Genomic DNA, 16,219 nt, shown 5'->3' with positions numbered 1-16,219 from the left:
ACCAAACATCCAAGCAGTCTGGCAAACGTTTTGTACTTGTTGTGTCGTAACCTGTTTTTTCATAAGCAAGGAGAAGACCAGCTTTTGGATCAAGAGCTTTTGTAGCTGGAAGTCCATACTCAGGGTCAAGAAGCATTGATGAAGCGTATTTTGTCAATTCATCTGCTACCAAGACTTTAAGTTCTTCCATTTGAGCTACTGTTGGCTCTTCTGTTTGGTATTGAGCCATAAGGCGTTTCAAAGCACCACGTTGGTCAAAAGCAAGAGCTGAGATGATACCATTTTCATCTGAAAGTTTTTGCATACAAGCACGTTTATTTTCTGTTAAAACCATTTTATACCTCTTTTACAATTAATTGGTCATATAGACCTTGATAGTTAGCCATATTGACATGACCAGTCATTTTTTCTTGAGCATTTAACATACCAAGGACATTTGCCTTGATCAACAGTTCTTGATCAGATTCTTTATGGAATAATCCTGAAGCAATACCTGCCACTGTAGAATCGCCAGAACCAACTGGATTTACTACTTGAATTCTTGGAATATCTACTTTGTAGAAAGTGTTACCGTGTTTAGCGAATGCTCCGTTAGCACCTAAGGAAACGATAATCCATTCGATTCCATCTAATAGTGGTTCTTGAAGAACAGCTTTTAGCTCATCCAAATCTTTAGAAATTTCTCTTCCTAAAAGTTGAGATAATTCTTCATTATTTGGCTTGATGACTGTTGGTTTATGTGGAGACTCAAGAACTGCCTGAAGTGCAGCACCTGAACAGTCCAAGACAACAGGTTTACCAGCTTGGTTAGCAAGTTCAACCAGACTAGCATAATAATCCACTGGAAGTCCTGCAGGTAGACTACCTGAAATGGCCACTACCTCTACAGTCTCTAAAAGTTCTTTGAAATGAGCCAAGAAATCTTGACCTTCTTTTTCTTGAACTTCAGGACCTTTTTCAAGGATTTCTGTTTGGTTTTCTCCATGTAGAATTGCGATACAGTTACGGGTTTCACCTTGAATAGAGAAGAAACGTTTGCTTACTTTATCATCAATATTTTCTACTAAAAAATCACCAAGTTTACCACCGACAAGTCCTGTTGCGACTACGGAGTCACCAAATTCTGATAGGACCCGAGTAACGTTAAGACCTTTACCGCCTGCCGTTTTTGTTACATCAACAACACGATTGACTGTATCAATTTTTAATTCATCCAAAGGATAGGAAATATCAATGGATGGGTTCATTGTGACTGTTAAAATCATAGGTCACCTCTTAGTCGTGGTATTCACCGCGATCCCATTTTTCAAGGAATTCTGTAAAGAAGTTGGCATCCGTTTGATGGTCGTTATGAGTTTCAACGTGTTGGATTTTAGCGATCAATTTTTTGTTTTCTTCAGATGGTTTGTATTCAGCATTGATGAAAGCTTCAATGATATCACACATGAGCAACTCACCAGTGATTTTACCACCAAATCCGATAACATTGGCATTCAATTGTTCTTTTGCATAAAGAGCTGTTGTCATATCACGAACCAAAGCCGAACGAACACCTGGAACCTTGTTAACAGCGTTATTGATACCTACACCAGTACCACAGATACATACACCAAGATCAGCTTGGCCACTAACTACTGCTTCACCAACTTTTTTACCAAAGATTGGGTAGTGGGTACGAGCATGGTCGTAAGTACCAAAGTCGATGACTTCATGTCCTTTTGATTTCAAAAATTCTGAAACCGCCATTTTTTCATTTGTTACGATGTGGTCACATCCAATTGCAATTCTCATTAGTTATTCCCTCCGATTAATTATATAAATCTAATATCATTTATCCTTACTCAAGAAAAATCAAGATTAGCTTAGGAAGCGAGCTACAAGCATAACTGAAGTTAGCTAAAGTGAGCTGACGACAGATTATCTTGATTTTTGAAGAGTATTAGCACATTTTGTTCAACATGTCGACCCTGATTTGGTGACGACCGCCATCATACTTACCATTTACAAAGCCTTTAGCGATGTTCTTAGCCAATTCGTCACCAACAAGTTGAGCACCCATAGTAATCATACGTGAGTTGTTGTGACCACGAGTCATATAAGCTGAACGTTCGTCAGATACTTCTGCAGCAACCATTCCTTTGATTTTAGTTGCAACCATAAACGGACCTGCACCATAAGCATCAATGACGATACCAAGGTTTTGTTCTTCTTTGTTTACTTCTGCAGCAACTGCAAGAGTTACATCAACGAAGTCTTGACCTTCAGCTGTAACATCCACAACGTGGAAGTTTTCTTTTTCCAAGAAATCTTTAACGACTTCTTTCAATCTCAAACCTGCAGCATCTGCACCAATAACAATAGACATATTGTATACTCCTTTTTATAATAGACCAGTAAAAATTTTTTGGTTCTGGAAAGAAAATGACCATCACCAAGTAGTTACTAGTAGTTTTTGTTGACTATTTTAGATTAAGAATGATTCATCTAATCACTCTTAAAAACTTCTCCTAAGAGAAATTGGAAGAATAACTTGTTAAAACAAACACAAATTGTTCTTTCTAAACATAATATACTACTATTGTTTAAAAAAGTCAACAGTTTATGTTTGTTTTTGTTTATTTTTTATAAAATTTCGATATCAAAACCAAGTTGATCAATTTGACCTGGATCTAAGATTCGAACATTTTTCTTATCTTCTAGATGATCGCCCTCTTCGAGTGATGTTGATAAACCTGACCAAGGTTCCAAAGCAAGGAAAGGTCCTTTATTAAGAGTCGACCAAATGATGAGGTTTGGAAAGTCTTTAAAATCTAGTTTCAATCCCTTATCATGCTTGCGTGACCGTAAGGAAACAGAGCGAGATGCTAATTCATCTAATGTCACAGCGTCATAGCTAAAGAAATCATAATTTAGATCTAATTCCTTTTGATCTTTTAGCCAGACACTCCTATCTTGAACATCTAACATTCCTGTTTCTGGGAATGGTTTCGGAACCGTGCAAGTTTCAACTTTTTCAAATTCAAGATAGTAATCTTCATAGGCTTCATCATCAAATAAAGGACAGTTAAAACCTGGATGTCCACCAATAAAGTAAGGCATCTTTTTATCTGTTTCCTTATTAGTAACTTGATACTGTGTACGAATAGTCTTTCCAGTCACTGTATAAGTTATTTCTAAGCGTAAATGATAGGGATAATTCTCATATATTTCTTGGTCGTCTTCGATCGCAAAGGTAACTGAGTTCTCTGTTTGCTCCACTAACACAAATTCTTTTTTCCGAACCAATCCATGACGTGGAATTTTACCTTTTACTTGACTACCATCTTCTTGATCATATAGGACAGTATCATTTCTAACAGATCCACAAATTGGAAATAGAACTGGTGCTTGACCACTCCAGTATGTTGGATCTCCTTGCCACAAATACTCAATTCCATCCTTGTCTTTTATTGAAGTTAGAGCACCTCCAAAGGTCTGAAATTGTACACTTAACTGTTCTGATTGTAATTCAATCACTAGGGTTACCTCCATTAATTTTTTCCCTAAAAAAACTAGATTGCCGACTCCATACTTGGAAACTGACAACCTAGTTTTTACAATTTACATTTTTAGGAGCGAATTATTTTGCATTTGCTGCATATTCTTCATTACGTTTGATCATTTGTTTTCTGTACCAAGCAAAGATACCGATATAGAAAGCAAGGAATACTACAGCACCAAGGATTGCTTTGATATCACCTGTTGTAGTGTTACCAATTGTCCAACCAAGAAGTTTTTCGATTGGTCCTTCAAGTGTTGAGTGAGTAATGAGCTGAGTTTGGCTTACACCTTCTGGGAAGGCACCTACACCTTTAGCAAGTTCTGTTGCAAATGGTGCAATAAGTGTTCCTGAAAGAAGGAAGAGTGGCAACAAGAGTGTTCCGAAGATAATCATACGAAGCAATTTACCACGAGTAACTACCAAGAGAGCTGGAGTTACACCCATTGCGATGATACCAGCAAGTGGCAAGATACCATTTCCAACTTTAGAAAGAAGCACAGCTTCGATTAACATGATTGGTGCAAGTACGTTAGCACAAGCCCAGATTTCAGCACGACCAGCTACGAATGGCCAGTCAAGACCGATGTTAAATTTACGTCCTTGAAGACGTTTAGTAGCAACGTTAGTAATACCTTGTGAAAGTGGTTCTACTGCAGCGATGAACCATGAACCGATCAATGAGAAGAGCTCCAAGCAGACACCGGCAGTCAAACCAAGTGACAACCAACCTTTAATAACAAGTTCCCATGAAGATGCATCTTCTACTCCAGCAACTGGATGTGGAGTTCCCATCAAACCGATAACGATACCAAGGATGAAACCGATAAAGAATTTAGAACCCCAGAAACCGATTTTCTTGTTCAATTTAGCAGCGTCAAAGTCGAATTTATCAAGACCAGGGAAGAATTTATCAAAAATCTTATCCAAAACCATGATAACTGGGTTCATCATGTAGTTCATGTGAGTTGAAGTCATTGGTGATGAACTTGGTGCGTTAAGAAGGTCATCAAATGTTGGTTTCATCAAGTCAGAGTTGATGATTTTAAGAACCCCTACTAGGACAACTGCTGCAGTCGCGATGAAGAGTGAAACTCCTTGGCTAACTCCATTGTTGTCAGCGTACCATTTGATCAAAAGACCTGTGATAGACAAGTGCCAGATATCGAAGATATCAACGTCAAGTGTATCAGTTTTCTTCATTGCAAGCATCACAATGTTGACAATCAACATCACAAGCAAGAAATAAAGTGTCCAGGCAGAACCCCAAGTGATTGTAGCAAGTGGTGCCCAACCAACGTCGGTGATGTTCAATTGAATACCAGTATTTTCAACGAATTTTGCAAGAGAAGCTGAGAAAGCTCCGTTAAGCATTCCGATGATCGCACCGATACCTGTAAGAGCGATGGCAAGTTTGATACCACCTTCAAGTGCTTTGGAGAATTTCACTCCGAAAAGCAAGGCCAATACTGTCAAAATGATCAGCATGATGATTGGGCCACCCATAGCCAAGATAGGTTTAAAGAAATCGTTGGCCAGATTGATAATGAAATCCATAATTTTCCTCCCTTTATTTTTTATGGAATATTAACAAAGTAATAATTAGCTTAGTCCGTGTTCTTTGATTGCTGCTTCAATGTTGTCATAGACTGGAGCGCTCATAGCTGGAATACGGAACAAGATTGGTCCAGCTTCAACAACTGGAATACCAGGATCGAAGCCTAGATCTGTAGCAGCGATAGGTGTGAAGATGTCATAACCTTTAATCAAGTCTTCGTTGACGTCTTTTACCATAACTGCATCACAGTGAACATCATATCCACGGCTAGAAAGCTCTTCTTCTAGAGCACTTTTAATTTGGTGGCTTGAGTTAACACCTGCACCACACGCAGCAAGAATTTTAATCATTTGGATTTCCTCCGTTTTGTTATTTTTTTAATTTACAAATTAAGCTGTTGCTTCTGAGATATACTGGAATAAAGCTTCTGGTTCTGTAATCTTGGCTAAATCTGCCAGATGTCCATTACCAGTAAAGAAGTCCATCAACTGAGCTAGGATATTTGTTTGGCTTGAACTTGAGTTGTTGATGATAAAGAAGAGTAGTGAAACTTCCACTTCCTTGTCAGGAGCAATCATATTGTGAAATGTAACTGGCTTCTCTAAACGTACTACAACTACATTTTCAGTAAGGTTATGAATGGTATCAGTGTGAGGAATCGCTACGTTTGGCAAGTCCTTCCCTAAAAATTCCATATCTAAACCTGTTGGAAATGACTTTTCACGTTCAATCAAAGCCGATCGATAAGTATCCGTAACAATTTTACGTTCTTCTAATAAAGTTGCAACCTGATCAAAGAGTTGTTCTTGATTATCCGCTTCTAAGCAAAACACTAAGTCTTTGTCAAAGAAATGACCTAATCCCATAACATTCTCCCTTCTTTCTTTAACTTTTATGGTCTAAGTATAACACTATATGAAACCGTTGTCAATGTTTTTTGTTGTATTTTGTTTGATTTTTTATTTTTTTGTTTGATAAATTCCCGACAATCACTTTCAAACAGAAATGTAGACAGATATTCTTAATCCTCTATATCAACTTTAAACCATAAAAATAGCAGGCCCTTAGACCTGCTCCTATTATTCTTTATTTTTTTGTTGTCCAACTTTCTTCAACCATTGGATGGATTGTTTTTAGTGTTTTTCCTTCTCCTTCAAGGGATACATAGCGAAACTTACCGTCGTCTGATTTAAAAATCCATGTAATCAAAAATTTGCGATCTTTTGCAATACAGTTAACGACATAAGCTTCATATCCTCCAATAGTAGACTTAGCTCCCCAAACTTTTGTAAAGTTTGGATTATTTAGTTTTGAGTCATAGATACTATTCGAGATTTGAACTGTTTCTAGTGCAGCATATTTGCTCTCTGAGATTCCGAATTGCTCTGATTTTAAGGTATTGAGAATTACAATATTGATTTCAGTTACATCACAGTACTGGAAATTATCTCCACCTTCAATCTCTTTGAACTGAATCCATGATTTTGGTATTTTTACATAACCATAATTATCGGAACCAACTATTTTAGTTTCCTCCGTTTGGCTAGATTAGATAGACGATGATTAAGTGCCACTGGGCCGGACGTGATTCGCAACCACGCAAATAAAGCCTCAGCACTTGCACTGCTGGGGCTTTTCCGTTGCTCCTGACTTAGAAATCTATCACTTTTTTGCAGAATTCGTATAACACATTTACGGAGCAGGTGCAAGAAAATGCGTTTTTTGAGAGGTTCTGACTAAAAATACGTCTATTTATTTTTTATTGTTTTTTATTGTAGAGCAGACCCAACCGAATGAACATAGGTTGTAGAAAGCAAATGAAAAAACTGCAAGGATGATAGCTCCTGTATCTAAATAACCTCTTTCAAGACCGTTTTTCAACAACAACAAGCCTGTAGTTTCGACAACGATCAAACATAAAAATATATAAAAAATTTTCGCATTAAGCATATTGTTACCGCCTTCTCTTCATATAATTTTATTGTAGAATAAAAATTGAAAAAAATCAAAAAAACATAACCCCCATCTAACGGCTGGTTTGCACCAGGGCTATAAGCCCAAATTACCAGCCAGCGCCTAAAGACGCTGGCTTTCACCTTGTTCAAACCTTATTGCATTTGACTCGTCACAAGCCTCTCAAAGAGGCATATGTACTACTTACCACTATCCCTAAAGGGATCTTCATATTCTTTTACACTCAACTTATCTAAAGCAATATCTTTTCGCTCTTGTTCCTGAATGTATTTCTTTATTGTGGCTTCATTGAGACCAACTGTACTCACATAATATCCCTCTGCCCAAAAATGTCGATTTCCAAACTTATATTTCAGATTTGTGTGTATATCAAACATCATGAATTCACTTTTTACTTTTAAATAACCCATGAAACTAGAAGCACTTATCCTTGGTTGAATACTTACTAACATATGTACATGATCTTGCATCAAGTGTCCTTAGATAATAAGAAAAGTGTCAAAATATAACTGTATCTTGACACTTAAAAAATCATTATTTTATAATTAGCTTATTTTTTTCTTGAAATCTCTACTATTCTTGAGAAAAAACTATTCTTCATCCATACTCAAGACGCTAAGGAAGGCCTCTTGTGGTACTTCCACTGAGCCAATAGCTTTCATTCGTTTCTTACCAGCTTTTTGTTTTTCCAGTAGCTTACGCTTACGAGAAACGTCACCACCGTAACACTTGGCAAGTACGTTCTTACGAAGGGCCTTGATATCTGTACGAGCCACAATCTTATGTCCAATAGCTGCTTGGATTGGAACTTCAAATTGTTGACGAGGGATGATTTTCTTGAGCTTATCAACGATAAGTTTTCCACGTTCGTATGCAAAGTCCTTGTGAACGATAAAGCTGAGAGCATCCACCTTATCACCATTAAGAAGGATATCCATTTTAACCAACTTAGATGGACGATACTCTGACAATTCATAGTCAAAGCTTGCATAACCTCGTGTTGAAGATTTGAGCTTATCAAAGAAGTCAAAGACAATCTCAGCTAGTGGGATTTGATAGATAACATTGACACGATTGTCATCAATATAATCCATCGTCACGAAGTCTCCACGCTTGCGCTGTGCCAACTCCATAACTGCACCAACGAACTCCTGTGGAACCATGATCTGAGCCTTAACATAAGGTTCTTCTATGGTAGCAATCTTGGTTGGATCTGGAAACTCGGATGGATTCGATACATCCATAGACTCACCATCAGTCTGATTGACTTTGTAGATAACAGACGGAGCAGTCATGATGAGGTCGATGTTGAACTCACGCTCCAAACGTTCTTGAATAACATCCATATGGAGAAGACCAAGGAAACCACAACGGAAACCAAAGCCAAGAGCCTGAGATGTTTCTGGTTCAAACTGAAGACTAGCGTCATTCAGTTGCAATTTTTCAAGGGCTTCACGAAGGTCATTGTACTTGTTTGATTCGATTGGATAAAGACCAGCGAAAACCATCGGATTCATCTGCTTGTATCCAGATAGGGGTTCTGAAGCAGGGTTTGCCGCCAAGGTAACTGTATCACCGACACGAGTGTCTTGAACAGTCTTGATAGATGCTGCGATATAACCAACATCACCTGTCGCAAGGAAGTCACGTCCTACTGCTTTGGGTGTGAATATTCCGACCTCAGTAACATCAAAGGTTTTACCATTGCTCATGAGCTGAATCTTATCACCTGGCTTAACAACTCCATCCATGACACGAACTTGGAGGATAACCCCACGGTAAGCATCATAAACGGAGTCAAAAATCAAGGCCTTAAGCGGTGCTGTTACATCACCAGTTGGGGCTGGGACTTTTTCGACAATTTGCTCAAGGATTTCTTCGATACCGATACCAGCCTTAGCAGAGGCCAAAACTGCTTCGCTGGCATCCAAACCAATCACATCTTCAATCTCTGTACGCACGCGCTCAGGGTCTGCTGCTGGCAGGTCAATCTTGTTAATAACTGGCATGATTTCCAAATCATTATCCAAAGCAAGGTAGACGTTTGCCAGGGTTTGAGCTTCAATCCCTTGGGCAGCATCAACGACCAAAATTGCGCCCTCACAGGCAGCTAGCGAACGCGATACTTCATAAGTAAAGTCTACGTGCCCTGGTGTGTCAATCAAGTGGAAAATATAGGTCTCACCATCTTTAGCAGTATAATTCAGCTCGATAGCATTGAGTTTGATAGTAATTCCACGCTCACGCTCCAAATCCATACTATCCAAAAGCTGAGCCTGCATTTCTCGACTAGAAACTGTCTCAGTCGCTTCTAAAATACGGTCTGCTAGTGTTGACTTTCCATGGTCAATATGGGCAATGATAGAGAAGTTACGAATCTTCTCCTGTCGTTTTTTCAATTCTTCTAAGTTCATCATTCTCTTCCTTTCAGGGTATCTATTAATTATAAATTGTTTTTAACATTTTGACAAGACCATACCCTGTTAGGAGTACTAATCTTCAGCAATAAAACCGTCATTTTCAATATAATAACGCTCAGTCATGCCTTGATCTGTAAAGATAATACCATGAAGAACACCACCATAGACAGCTCCCCCATCCATACCAACTTTACCATCTTCTGTTATCCAGAGTTCAGATGTGCCAGGGTTTTGATCCAACAAACCATAAACAGGAGTATGCCCAAAGACAATGGTTTTTCCAGTATGGTTTTCTGCCTCATGGAAGGGTTTTCTGAGCCAGACTTTCTTATAATCTGTAGTTTCGTGCCAATCTTCCAAGGTCAAATCAATACCAGCATGAACAAAGATATACTTATCTGTTTCAATCACAAAAGGCATTTGACGAATAAAAGCAACTAGGTCTGCTGCTTCTGTCTCAACTCGTTTAGCATTTGCAATAGCATCAACCGGAGCATCCAAAGGCCGACCTAAAATAGAGTTAATAGTTGTATCACCACCATTTCGACGGTAGTGATCGTAACTCTCTTCTGGATTGTCTAACCAGGTTAAAAACATATACTCATGATTCCCAGACAAACAAATTGCCCCTTGATTTTCAACCAAGTCCTTAACTATCTCTAGAACACGGCGACTATCTTCACCTCGGTCAATCAAATCTCCAAGAAAAATAAGTTGAGTCTTCCCATCCCATGTCTTTAGTAGGTCCTCAAGCATTCCAGCTTTTCCGTGAACATCTCCAATTACATAATAGTCTGTCATCTATTTCTCCTTACCTTTTAACAGTTCTCTTGCTTGTGTCAGAGCTGCTTCGGTCACATCTTCTCCTGCCAACATTTTAGCAACTTCTACTACACGTTCTTCTAAACTCAACAAACGAACCGTTGAAACTGTGGAATTCTCATCACTCACCTTCTCGATAAAGAACTGATTGTCCGCGATAGCAATCACTTGCGGGAGGTGTGAGATAGCTAAGACTTGACCATGTTGCCCAATTTTATGAATCTTTTGTGCAATGGCTTGAGCTACACGACCTGAAACTCCCGTATCCACCTCATCAAAGACGATACTGGTCTTGCCTTCCTTACGAGAAAAAGCGGACTTGATAGCTAACATCAAACGAGACAACTCACCACCAGATGCTACTTTTACCAAGGGTTTAAAGTCCTCACCAGGATTGGTTGATATATAAAATTCAACACTTTCATTTCCTTCTCGGCTGAATTTTCCTTGACTAAAACGAACTTGAAATTGTGCTTTCTCCATGTATAGGTCTTGCAATTCTTGCTTGATTTCAGCTTCTAAGTCCTTCGCTATTTTATGTCGAGCTTGAGCAACTTGACCTGCTAGGTCCACAAGATTCTTTTCAAGTTTCTTGAGTTCGACTTCCATATCCTCAGACGAGAGATTGTTCCCCGTTAAAAGATTATACTCATCTGTAATTTTTTCAAAATAGAGTAAGACATCGTCCACACTACCACCGTATTTACGTGTAATGGTGTGAATTAAATCCAAACGACTCTCAACCTGCATGAGGCGATTCCCATCGAAATCCAAATCATCGATGATGGATTCTAAGCGTTTGGTGATATCTTCTAGGACATAATAAGTCTCAGAAAGGGAGCTAGAAATCTCACGGTAGTCTGGATCATACTCTTCAAGCCCTTCCATATCATTCATAGCTGAACGGACATTTGCTAGACTTGAAAACTCCTCATTATCGAGCATACTATAAGCATTTGTCAAGGTATCCGCAATATTTTTATGGTTAAGAAGTTTGTCCCGTTCTTTATTGAGGATAACATCTTCACCTGCTTTCAAATTAGCTGCTTCAATTTCAGCCATTTGAAATTCCAACATCTCAATACGCGCCTTGTGCTCTAGCTGGTTCTTCTTGATATCAAGAACTTGTTTGCGCATTTGACGATAATCATCAAAGCTAGTCTGATAGGCTTCTTTTAATTCGAAGAAATCAGCATCACCAAACTCATCCAGCATCTGAATATGTCGGTGTGGTCTCATTAGTTCTTCCTGATCATGCTGACCATGAATATCAACCAACTGTTGACCAATAGCCTTTAAAACGGAAAGATTAACCATTTGCCCGTTAACACGACTGATGCTTCGACCATTCTGCAAAATCTCGCGACGAATAATGATTTCATCACTCATTTCCAAGCCTTGTTCGTCAAAAATTTCTTGTAAAATCCGACTATTTTCAAGTGAGAAAAGACCTTCAATTTCTGCTTTAGGTGCACCGTGACGTATCACATCGGTCGTAGCTCTCGCTCCCAACATCATATTCATAGCATCGATGATGATTGACTTTCCAGCCCCTGTTTCACCAGTCAAAACAGTCATCCCTTCTTCAAAATTCAGAGAGATTGATTGGATGATGGCAAAATTTTTAATCGAAATTTCCAGTAACATATAAACCTACCAATTTTTAACTTGTTCAAAAATTTCTTTGGCTGTTTCTTCACTTCTAAATACCATCAAGATGGAATTATCATCAGCAATACAGCTAAAAATTTGATCAGAAAAAGCATCTGTCAACTGACTCTTGACGAAAACAGTATTTCCTGGGATAATCTGCAAATTAATCATATTTCCCATGCGTTCACAATCGATAATGTTATTTTCTGCCAATTGCAAACTTCTAACGATTGATTTTGGCAATTCATAGATGTAGGTATTATCTTTTAATGGGATTTTAACAATTCCAAGTTCCTTAATATCTCGTGATACAGTTGCTTGTGTTGCAGAAATACCGGCCTCTTTCAAATGCTCAACGATTTCTTCCTGGGTACCGATTTGATAATCTGTTACAAATCTTCTAATTTTTTCAAGTCTCTCTTTTTTATTCATCTTTAAACTCTCTATGTGCTCTCTCTACAACTTTTTCTATTTCAGTAACAACCTGATTGCTTGGCTGGTCTTCCTTCCGTAGATATGCTAAGAATTCAATATTTCCATGTCCTCCTTGTATCGGAGAATAATCCAATCCTAGGACCGAAAAACCTTCTCTAACTGCCATTCCGGTAACTGTTTCCAGTACATGTTGATGCACCTTTGCATCTCTGATAATCCCATTCTTACCAATCTGCTCACGTCCAGCCTCGAACTGAGGCTTAACTAGAGCAACAACCTGCCCTTGATCAGCTAAAACTCGGTGCAAGGCTGGTAAAATGAGGCCTAAGGAAATAAAACTGACATCGATACTTGCGAAACTTGGTTCCTGATTAAAGTCGGCCTTTTCAGCATAGCGAAAATTAAACTGCTCCATGCTAACAACACGAGGATCCTGGCGTAATTTCCAAGCAAGCTGGTTAGTCCCGACATCGACTGCAAAAACTAGTTTAGCACCGTTTTGCAACATGACATCAGTAAATCCTCCTGTAGAAGCTCCGATATCGATGGTCGTTTTATCTTCAACAGTTAAATCAAATTTTTCTAAAGCCTTCTCTAGCTTCAAACCACCACGACTAACATACTTGAGCTTCTCACCCTTGAGTTTCAACTCTGTATCATCAGGGATTTTTTCTCCTGGCTTATCGAATCGTTCGCCATTTATAACAGCAACTACCAAACCTGCCATAACACCTCGTTTGGCTTGTTCTCTCGTTTCAAATAAACCTTGTTTATATGCTAGTACATCTACTCTTTCCTTAGCCATTGATTCTCAAACTTTCTACTATTTTTACAATTGGTTCCTTGTCAAAGCTCACAACTTGGCTAATCTTTTCAAGTTTTGCATTAGCTTGATCCAAGGTTTGATTGCAAAACGCTATCGCCTGATCTAATCCCAACAAAGCAGGATAGGTTGACTTTTCAGCTTGCAAATCTTTCTGGGGTGTCTTGCCGATTTCCTCAAAACTTGCTGTAACATCAAGCACATCATCTCTCACTTGGAAAGCCAGGCCAATCAACTCGCCAACTGTTTTAAGCTGCTTCTGAAGATTTTCATCCAATCCAGCAATGATTCCAGCCGCTTGGAAAGGAAAGGCTAAAAGTTTACCGGTCTTATTAGCATGGATAGTCTGAAGTTCCTCTAAATTCAAGTATTTTCCTTCGCCTTCCATATCCAAAACTTGACCAGCCACCATTCCCATACTTCCAGAAGCAAGTGATAAATTAGCTATTAAATCAACCTTTGTTTGACTCGGCAAATCAGCTTGAGCAATTAAAGCATAGGGATCCAAAAAAAGCGCATCCCCTGCTAAAATAGCTAGAGCTTCACCATACATCTTATGGTTGGTCAAACGCCCCCGACGAAAATCATCATTATCCATAGCAGGAAGATCATCATGGATCAAACTTCCTGTATGAATCATTTCTAGTGCCGCTGCAACTTGAGCATGTTCCTGAGTGATAGGCACTTGTAAGGAGTCCAAAACTTCTAAAAGTAAATATGGACGAATCCGTTTACCACCAGCATGGATGGAATAAAGAACCGCTTCTCTTAAACTGGATGCAAATTGTTTGTCACCATAAAAGTCTTCAAGAGCTGATTCGACCAAAGCTAATTTTTCCTGCTTGTTCATAGGAGTTCACTTTCTGTTCCATCTTCTTGCATAACCTTGACCAAGGTCTTTTCAGCCTTATCAAGTGTTGCCTGCAATTCTTTGGATAAGAGCATTCCTTTTTGAAAAGCGGAAATAGCATCTTCCAAAGCAATTTCACCATTTTCTAAGCTTTGAACAATAGTCTCAAGCTCTGCTAGATTTTCCTCAAATTTCTTTTGTTTTGACATCTCTTACCTCTAATTCTACTTGACCGTCCCGCATCAACAGTGATACTTGGTCATTTTCTTTCAAATCTTTCGCAGAAGCCACTACAACTTCTCCTTTTTTGACAATTGCATAACCTCTGGCTACAATTCGACTAGTATCTAGCATAAGGAGAGCTTCTGATAGGCGTTTTACTTCTGCTACTTTTGCATCATAGGTCACAGCCATCTGGCTACGCATTAGTTTTTGCAGTTGGAAAATACGATCCTGATAACGCTGGATTTTGATGATTGGTGATAATTGTTCCAAACGGTGGATTTGTTCTTGAACCTTTTGTTGATTTCGAACCAATTCAGCATTCAGTCCTTGCTTCAGTCGTAGCTGTAACTGATCCAAGCGTTGTAGATAACCGTCATATAAACGCTCTGGTTGTCTGAAGATGACCGATTGACTGAGGATTCTCAGAGCTTCTTGTTTCTTTGACAAACTATACTTAACCGCTGTAGTCATGCGTTTTTCTTGATTCTGAAGATAGGTTAAAAGATCTAACTTAGTTACTGGTGTAGCGAGTTCAGCAGCAGCTGTCGGCGTTGCCGCTCTCTTATCAGCCACAAAATCAGCCAGAGTGACATCCGTTTCATGCCCCACACTTGAAATGATGGGTAGCCGTGATTCAAAGATAGAGCGAACTACAATCTCTTCGTTAAAGGCCCAAAGATCTTCAATGGATCCACCACCTCGACCAATAATCAGAACATCTAAGTCATCACGCTCATTAGCTTTCACAATGTTACGAGCAATCTCCTCTGCAGCACCATCACCTTGAACTTTAGTAGGATATAGGACAATTTCCACACCAGGGAAACGTCTACTGACTGTAGTGATGATATCTTGGATAACAGCACCACTTCGACTGGTCACCACACCTATTTTTTTTGAAAATTGTGGTAAAGATTGTTTAAAGCGTTCTTGAAATAAACCTTCTTCTGCCAGTTTCTTCTTAAGCTGTTCAAATTGGATAGCCAAGGCACCGACACCGTCTGGTTCAGCTTTTTCAATAATGATCGAGTAACTTCCACTTGGCTCATAGACTTGGACGCGACCAACTACATTGATCTTCATACCTTCTTCCAAGTCGAAACCTAAACGTTGGTAGACTCCCGACCAAATAGTTGCCTGAATAACTGCTCGGTCATCCTTAAGAGAAAAATACTGATGCGTTGGACGCTTGCGGAAGTTAGAGACTTGACCAGTTAAATAGACCCGTTCCAAGTAGGGGTCTTTATCGAATTTCATTTTTAGATACTTGGTCAAAGTTGTGACCGATAAATACTTTTCCATCTCTACCTCCTTCTTTTCTCTAGTTTTCCTTGGGTATTATTATACCAAAAATATGCTTAAAAATCTTTATTCATTTGGATTCTTTTCAATAATTATAAATAAAGAAACTGAACTATAATAAGCACAATTAGTTGCCATTTTAGATCGCCATCTTAAAGCCACACATTATCTATTATAACAATTATACAACAAAGAACAATTCTAGTACAAAAGTAGGCTCATTACACAAAAAGCGAACAAAACAGATTTTCTAAAAATCAGAATTCTGTCTTGTTCACTTTTAGTACCTATTCAGTTTAAGAATTTAATTAAAGAAACTTTAAACTTAAAATAGTAGATTTTTAGCCCTCAGATTTATCCTAGTGAAAATTAGTTCTATTAAAACGCAATAGCTATTCCTTCAGAATATTAAAGATACTAATCTTCTTTTTTCTTACGAGCTACAAGTCCAAATCCACTCATTATTCCAAGAAGTCCAAGTGCTGCTAAGCTAGTATGATCTTCAGTACCAGTATTTGGCAACTGAGGAGTATTTTCTTTAGCAGAGATTGGTTTCTCTGGAGTTACTGGTTTCTCTGGAGTTACTGGTACGTAGATGATTGGTGTGTCTTCACCTGGG

17 protein-coding genes and 3 pseudogenes are annotated in these 16,219 nt (G+C 38.7%); all 20 read right to left on the bottom strand.

Annotated elements, in window-relative coordinates:
* Window positions 1-334 (bottom strand): annotated as a pseudogene (locus HMPREF2987_RS09185) (tagatose-bisphosphate aldolase); the annotation flags it as partial.
* Window position 335: 1 nt separating this feature from the next.
* Window positions 336-1,265, bottom strand: a complete 930-nt coding sequence (locus HMPREF2987_RS09180; RefSeq protein ID WP_075230281.1) for a tagatose-6-phosphate kinase — start codon at window positions 1,263-1,265, stop codon at window positions 336-338.
* Window positions 1,266-1,275: 10 nt separating this feature from the next.
* Window positions 1,276-1,791, bottom strand: a complete 516-nt coding sequence (gene lacB, locus HMPREF2987_RS09175; RefSeq protein ID WP_001216925.1) for a galactose-6-phosphate isomerase subunit LacB — start codon at window positions 1,789-1,791, stop codon at window positions 1,276-1,278.
* A 148-nt stretch (window positions 1,792-1,939) separates the two neighbouring features.
* Window positions 1,940-2,365: a galactose-6-phosphate isomerase subunit LacA gene (lacA, locus tag HMPREF2987_RS09170; RefSeq protein WP_000029277.1), complete on the bottom strand. Its 426-nt coding sequence runs from the start codon at window positions 2,363-2,365 to the stop codon at window positions 1,940-1,942.
* Window positions 2,366-2,622: 257 nt separating this feature from the next.
* Complete coding sequence (locus HMPREF2987_RS09165) at window positions 2,623-3,531, bottom strand: aldose 1-epimerase family protein (protein ID WP_075230280.1); 909 nt, start codon at window positions 3,529-3,531, stop codon at window positions 2,623-2,625.
* 88 nt (window positions 3,532-3,619) lie between these two features.
* The gene (locus HMPREF2987_RS09160; protein WP_075230279.1) at window positions 3,620-5,095 is read right to left on the bottom strand and encodes a PTS galactitol transporter subunit IIC; all 1,476 of its coding nucleotides are present in this window, start codon (window positions 5,093-5,095) and stop codon (window positions 3,620-3,622) included.
* A gap of 45 nt (window positions 5,096-5,140) precedes the next feature.
* A complete protein-coding gene (locus HMPREF2987_RS09155; protein ID WP_075230278.1) occupies window positions 5,141-5,446 on the bottom strand; it encodes a PTS sugar transporter subunit IIB in 306 nt (101 codons plus the stop codon).
* A 39-nt stretch (window positions 5,447-5,485) separates the two neighbouring features.
* Window positions 5,486-5,962: a PTS sugar transporter subunit IIA gene (locus tag HMPREF2987_RS09150; protein WP_075230277.1), complete on the bottom strand. Its 477-nt coding sequence runs from the start codon at window positions 5,960-5,962 to the stop codon at window positions 5,486-5,488.
* A gap of 220 nt (window positions 5,963-6,182) precedes the next feature.
* Window positions 6,183-6,641, bottom strand: a pseudogene (locus HMPREF2987_RS11435) (hypothetical protein); the annotation flags it as partial.
* Window positions 6,642-6,848: 207 nt separating this feature from the next.
* Window positions 6,849-7,046 carry a hypothetical protein gene (locus tag HMPREF2987_RS09140; protein ID WP_075230276.1) on the bottom strand — a complete coding sequence of 66 codons (198 nt, stop codon included), beginning with the start codon at window positions 7,044-7,046 and terminating at the stop codon, window positions 6,849-6,851.
* A gap of 203 nt (window positions 7,047-7,249) precedes the next feature.
* Window positions 7,250-7,549: pseudogene (gene tnpA, locus HMPREF2987_RS09135) on the bottom strand (IS200/IS605 family transposase); the annotation flags it as partial.
* Between the two features lie 111 nt (window positions 7,550-7,660).
* Window positions 7,661-9,484 (bottom strand): translation elongation factor 4, encoded by a 1,824-nt coding sequence (gene lepA, locus HMPREF2987_RS09130; protein WP_075230275.1) that lies wholly within the window; start codon window positions 9,482-9,484, stop codon window positions 7,661-7,663.
* Window positions 9,485-9,562: 78 nt separating this feature from the next.
* Entirely contained in the window at window positions 9,563-10,291 is a 729-nt protein-coding gene (locus tag HMPREF2987_RS09125) for a metallophosphoesterase family protein (RefSeq protein WP_075230274.1), read from the bottom strand.
* Window positions 10,292-11,959, bottom strand: a complete 1,668-nt coding sequence (recN, locus tag HMPREF2987_RS09120) for a DNA repair protein RecN (RefSeq protein ID WP_075230273.1) — start codon at window positions 11,957-11,959, stop codon at window positions 10,292-10,294.
* A 6-nt stretch (window positions 11,960-11,965) separates the two neighbouring features.
* Entirely contained in the window at window positions 11,966-12,397 is a 432-nt protein-coding gene (locus tag HMPREF2987_RS09115) for an arginine repressor (RefSeq protein WP_075230272.1), read from the bottom strand.
* The gene (locus tag HMPREF2987_RS09110; protein WP_075230271.1) at window positions 12,390-13,205 is read right to left on the bottom strand and encodes a TlyA family RNA methyltransferase; all 816 of its coding nucleotides are present in this window, start codon (window positions 13,203-13,205) and stop codon (window positions 12,390-12,392) included. The genes HMPREF2987_RS09115 and HMPREF2987_RS09110 overlap by 8 nt, the downstream gene beginning before the upstream one ends.
* Window positions 13,198-14,073, bottom strand: coding sequence for a polyprenyl synthetase family protein (locus HMPREF2987_RS09105; protein WP_075230270.1), 876 nt, complete (start codon window positions 14,071-14,073; stop codon window positions 13,198-13,200). The genes HMPREF2987_RS09110 and HMPREF2987_RS09105 overlap by 8 nt, the downstream gene beginning before the upstream one ends.
* On the bottom strand, window positions 14,070-14,282 hold the full coding sequence (locus HMPREF2987_RS09100; protein WP_075230269.1) for an exodeoxyribonuclease VII small subunit: 213 nt from the start codon (window positions 14,280-14,282) through the stop codon (window positions 14,070-14,072). Before HMPREF2987_RS09100 ends, HMPREF2987_RS09105 begins: the two co-directional genes overlap by 4 nt.
* Entirely contained in the window at window positions 14,260-15,600 is a 1,341-nt protein-coding gene (xseA, locus tag HMPREF2987_RS09095; RefSeq protein WP_075230268.1) for an exodeoxyribonuclease VII large subunit, read from the bottom strand. The genes HMPREF2987_RS09100 and xseA overlap by 23 nt, the downstream gene beginning before the upstream one ends.
* 417 nt (window positions 15,601-16,017) lie before the next feature.
* Window positions 16,018-16,219, bottom strand: a 202-nt coding sequence (locus tag HMPREF2987_RS09090) for an LPXTG cell wall anchor domain-containing protein (RefSeq protein WP_257375205.1), incomplete at its 5' end; no start/stop codon positions are given.

The organism is Streptococcus sp. HMSC067H01 (assembly GCF_001814775.1).
Classification (GTDB): Bacteria; Bacillota; Bacilli; order Lactobacillales; family Streptococcaceae; genus Streptococcus.
The sequence above is the reverse complement of the archived record's forward strand: the minus strand, read 5'-3'. Positions and strand labels throughout refer to the sequence as shown.

Coding starts and splice junctions, on each gene's coding strand:
- HMPREF2987_RS09180 (WP_075230281.1), bottom strand. CDS start 1,265: ATGATTTTAACAGTCACAATGAACCCATCCATTGATATTTCCTATCCT.
- lacB (WP_001216925.1), bottom strand. CDS start 1,791: ATGAGAATTGCAATTGGATGTGACCACATCGTAACAAATGAAAAAATG.
- lacA (WP_000029277.1), bottom strand. CDS start 2,365: ATGTCTATTGTTATTGGTGCAGATGCTGCAGGTTTGAGATTGAAAGAA.
- HMPREF2987_RS09165 (WP_075230280.1), bottom strand. CDS start 3,531: ATGGAGGTAACCCTAGTGATTGAATTACAATCAGAACAGTTAAGTGTA.
- HMPREF2987_RS09160 (WP_075230279.1), bottom strand. CDS start 5,095: ATGGATTTCATTATCAATCTGGCCAACGATTTCTTTAAACCTATCTTG.
- HMPREF2987_RS09155 (WP_075230278.1), bottom strand. CDS start 5,446: ATGATTAAAATTCTTGCTGCGTGTGGTGCAGGTGTTAACTCAAGCCAC.
- HMPREF2987_RS09150 (WP_075230277.1), bottom strand. CDS start 5,962: ATGGGATTAGGTCATTTCTTTGACAAAGACTTAGTGTTTTGCTTAGAA.
- HMPREF2987_RS09140 (WP_075230276.1), bottom strand. CDS start 7,046: ATGCTTAATGCGAAAATTTTTTATATATTTTTATGTTTGATCGTTGTC.
- lepA (WP_075230275.1), bottom strand. CDS start 9,484: ATGAACTTAGAAGAATTGAAAAAACGACAGGAGAAGATTCGTAACTTC.
- HMPREF2987_RS09125 (WP_075230274.1), bottom strand. CDS start 10,291: ATGACAGACTATTATGTAATTGGAGATGTTCACGGAAAAGCTGGAATG.
- recN (WP_075230273.1), bottom strand. CDS start 11,959: ATGTTACTGGAAATTTCGATTAAAAATTTTGCCATCATCCAATCAATC.
- HMPREF2987_RS09115 (WP_075230272.1), bottom strand. CDS start 12,397: ATGAATAAAAAAGAGAGACTTGAAAAAATTAGAAGATTTGTAACAGAT.
- HMPREF2987_RS09110 (WP_075230271.1), bottom strand. CDS start 13,205: ATGGCTAAGGAAAGAGTAGATGTACTAGCATATAAACAAGGTTTATTT.
- HMPREF2987_RS09105 (WP_075230270.1), bottom strand. CDS start 14,073: ATGAACAAGCAGGAAAAATTAGCTTTGGTCGAATCAGCTCTTGAAGAC.
- HMPREF2987_RS09100 (WP_075230269.1), bottom strand. CDS start 14,282: ATGTCAAAACAAAAGAAATTTGAGGAAAATCTAGCAGAGCTTGAGACT.
- xseA (WP_075230268.1), bottom strand. CDS start 15,600: ATGGAAAAGTATTTATCGGTCACAACTTTGACCAAGTATCTAAAAATG.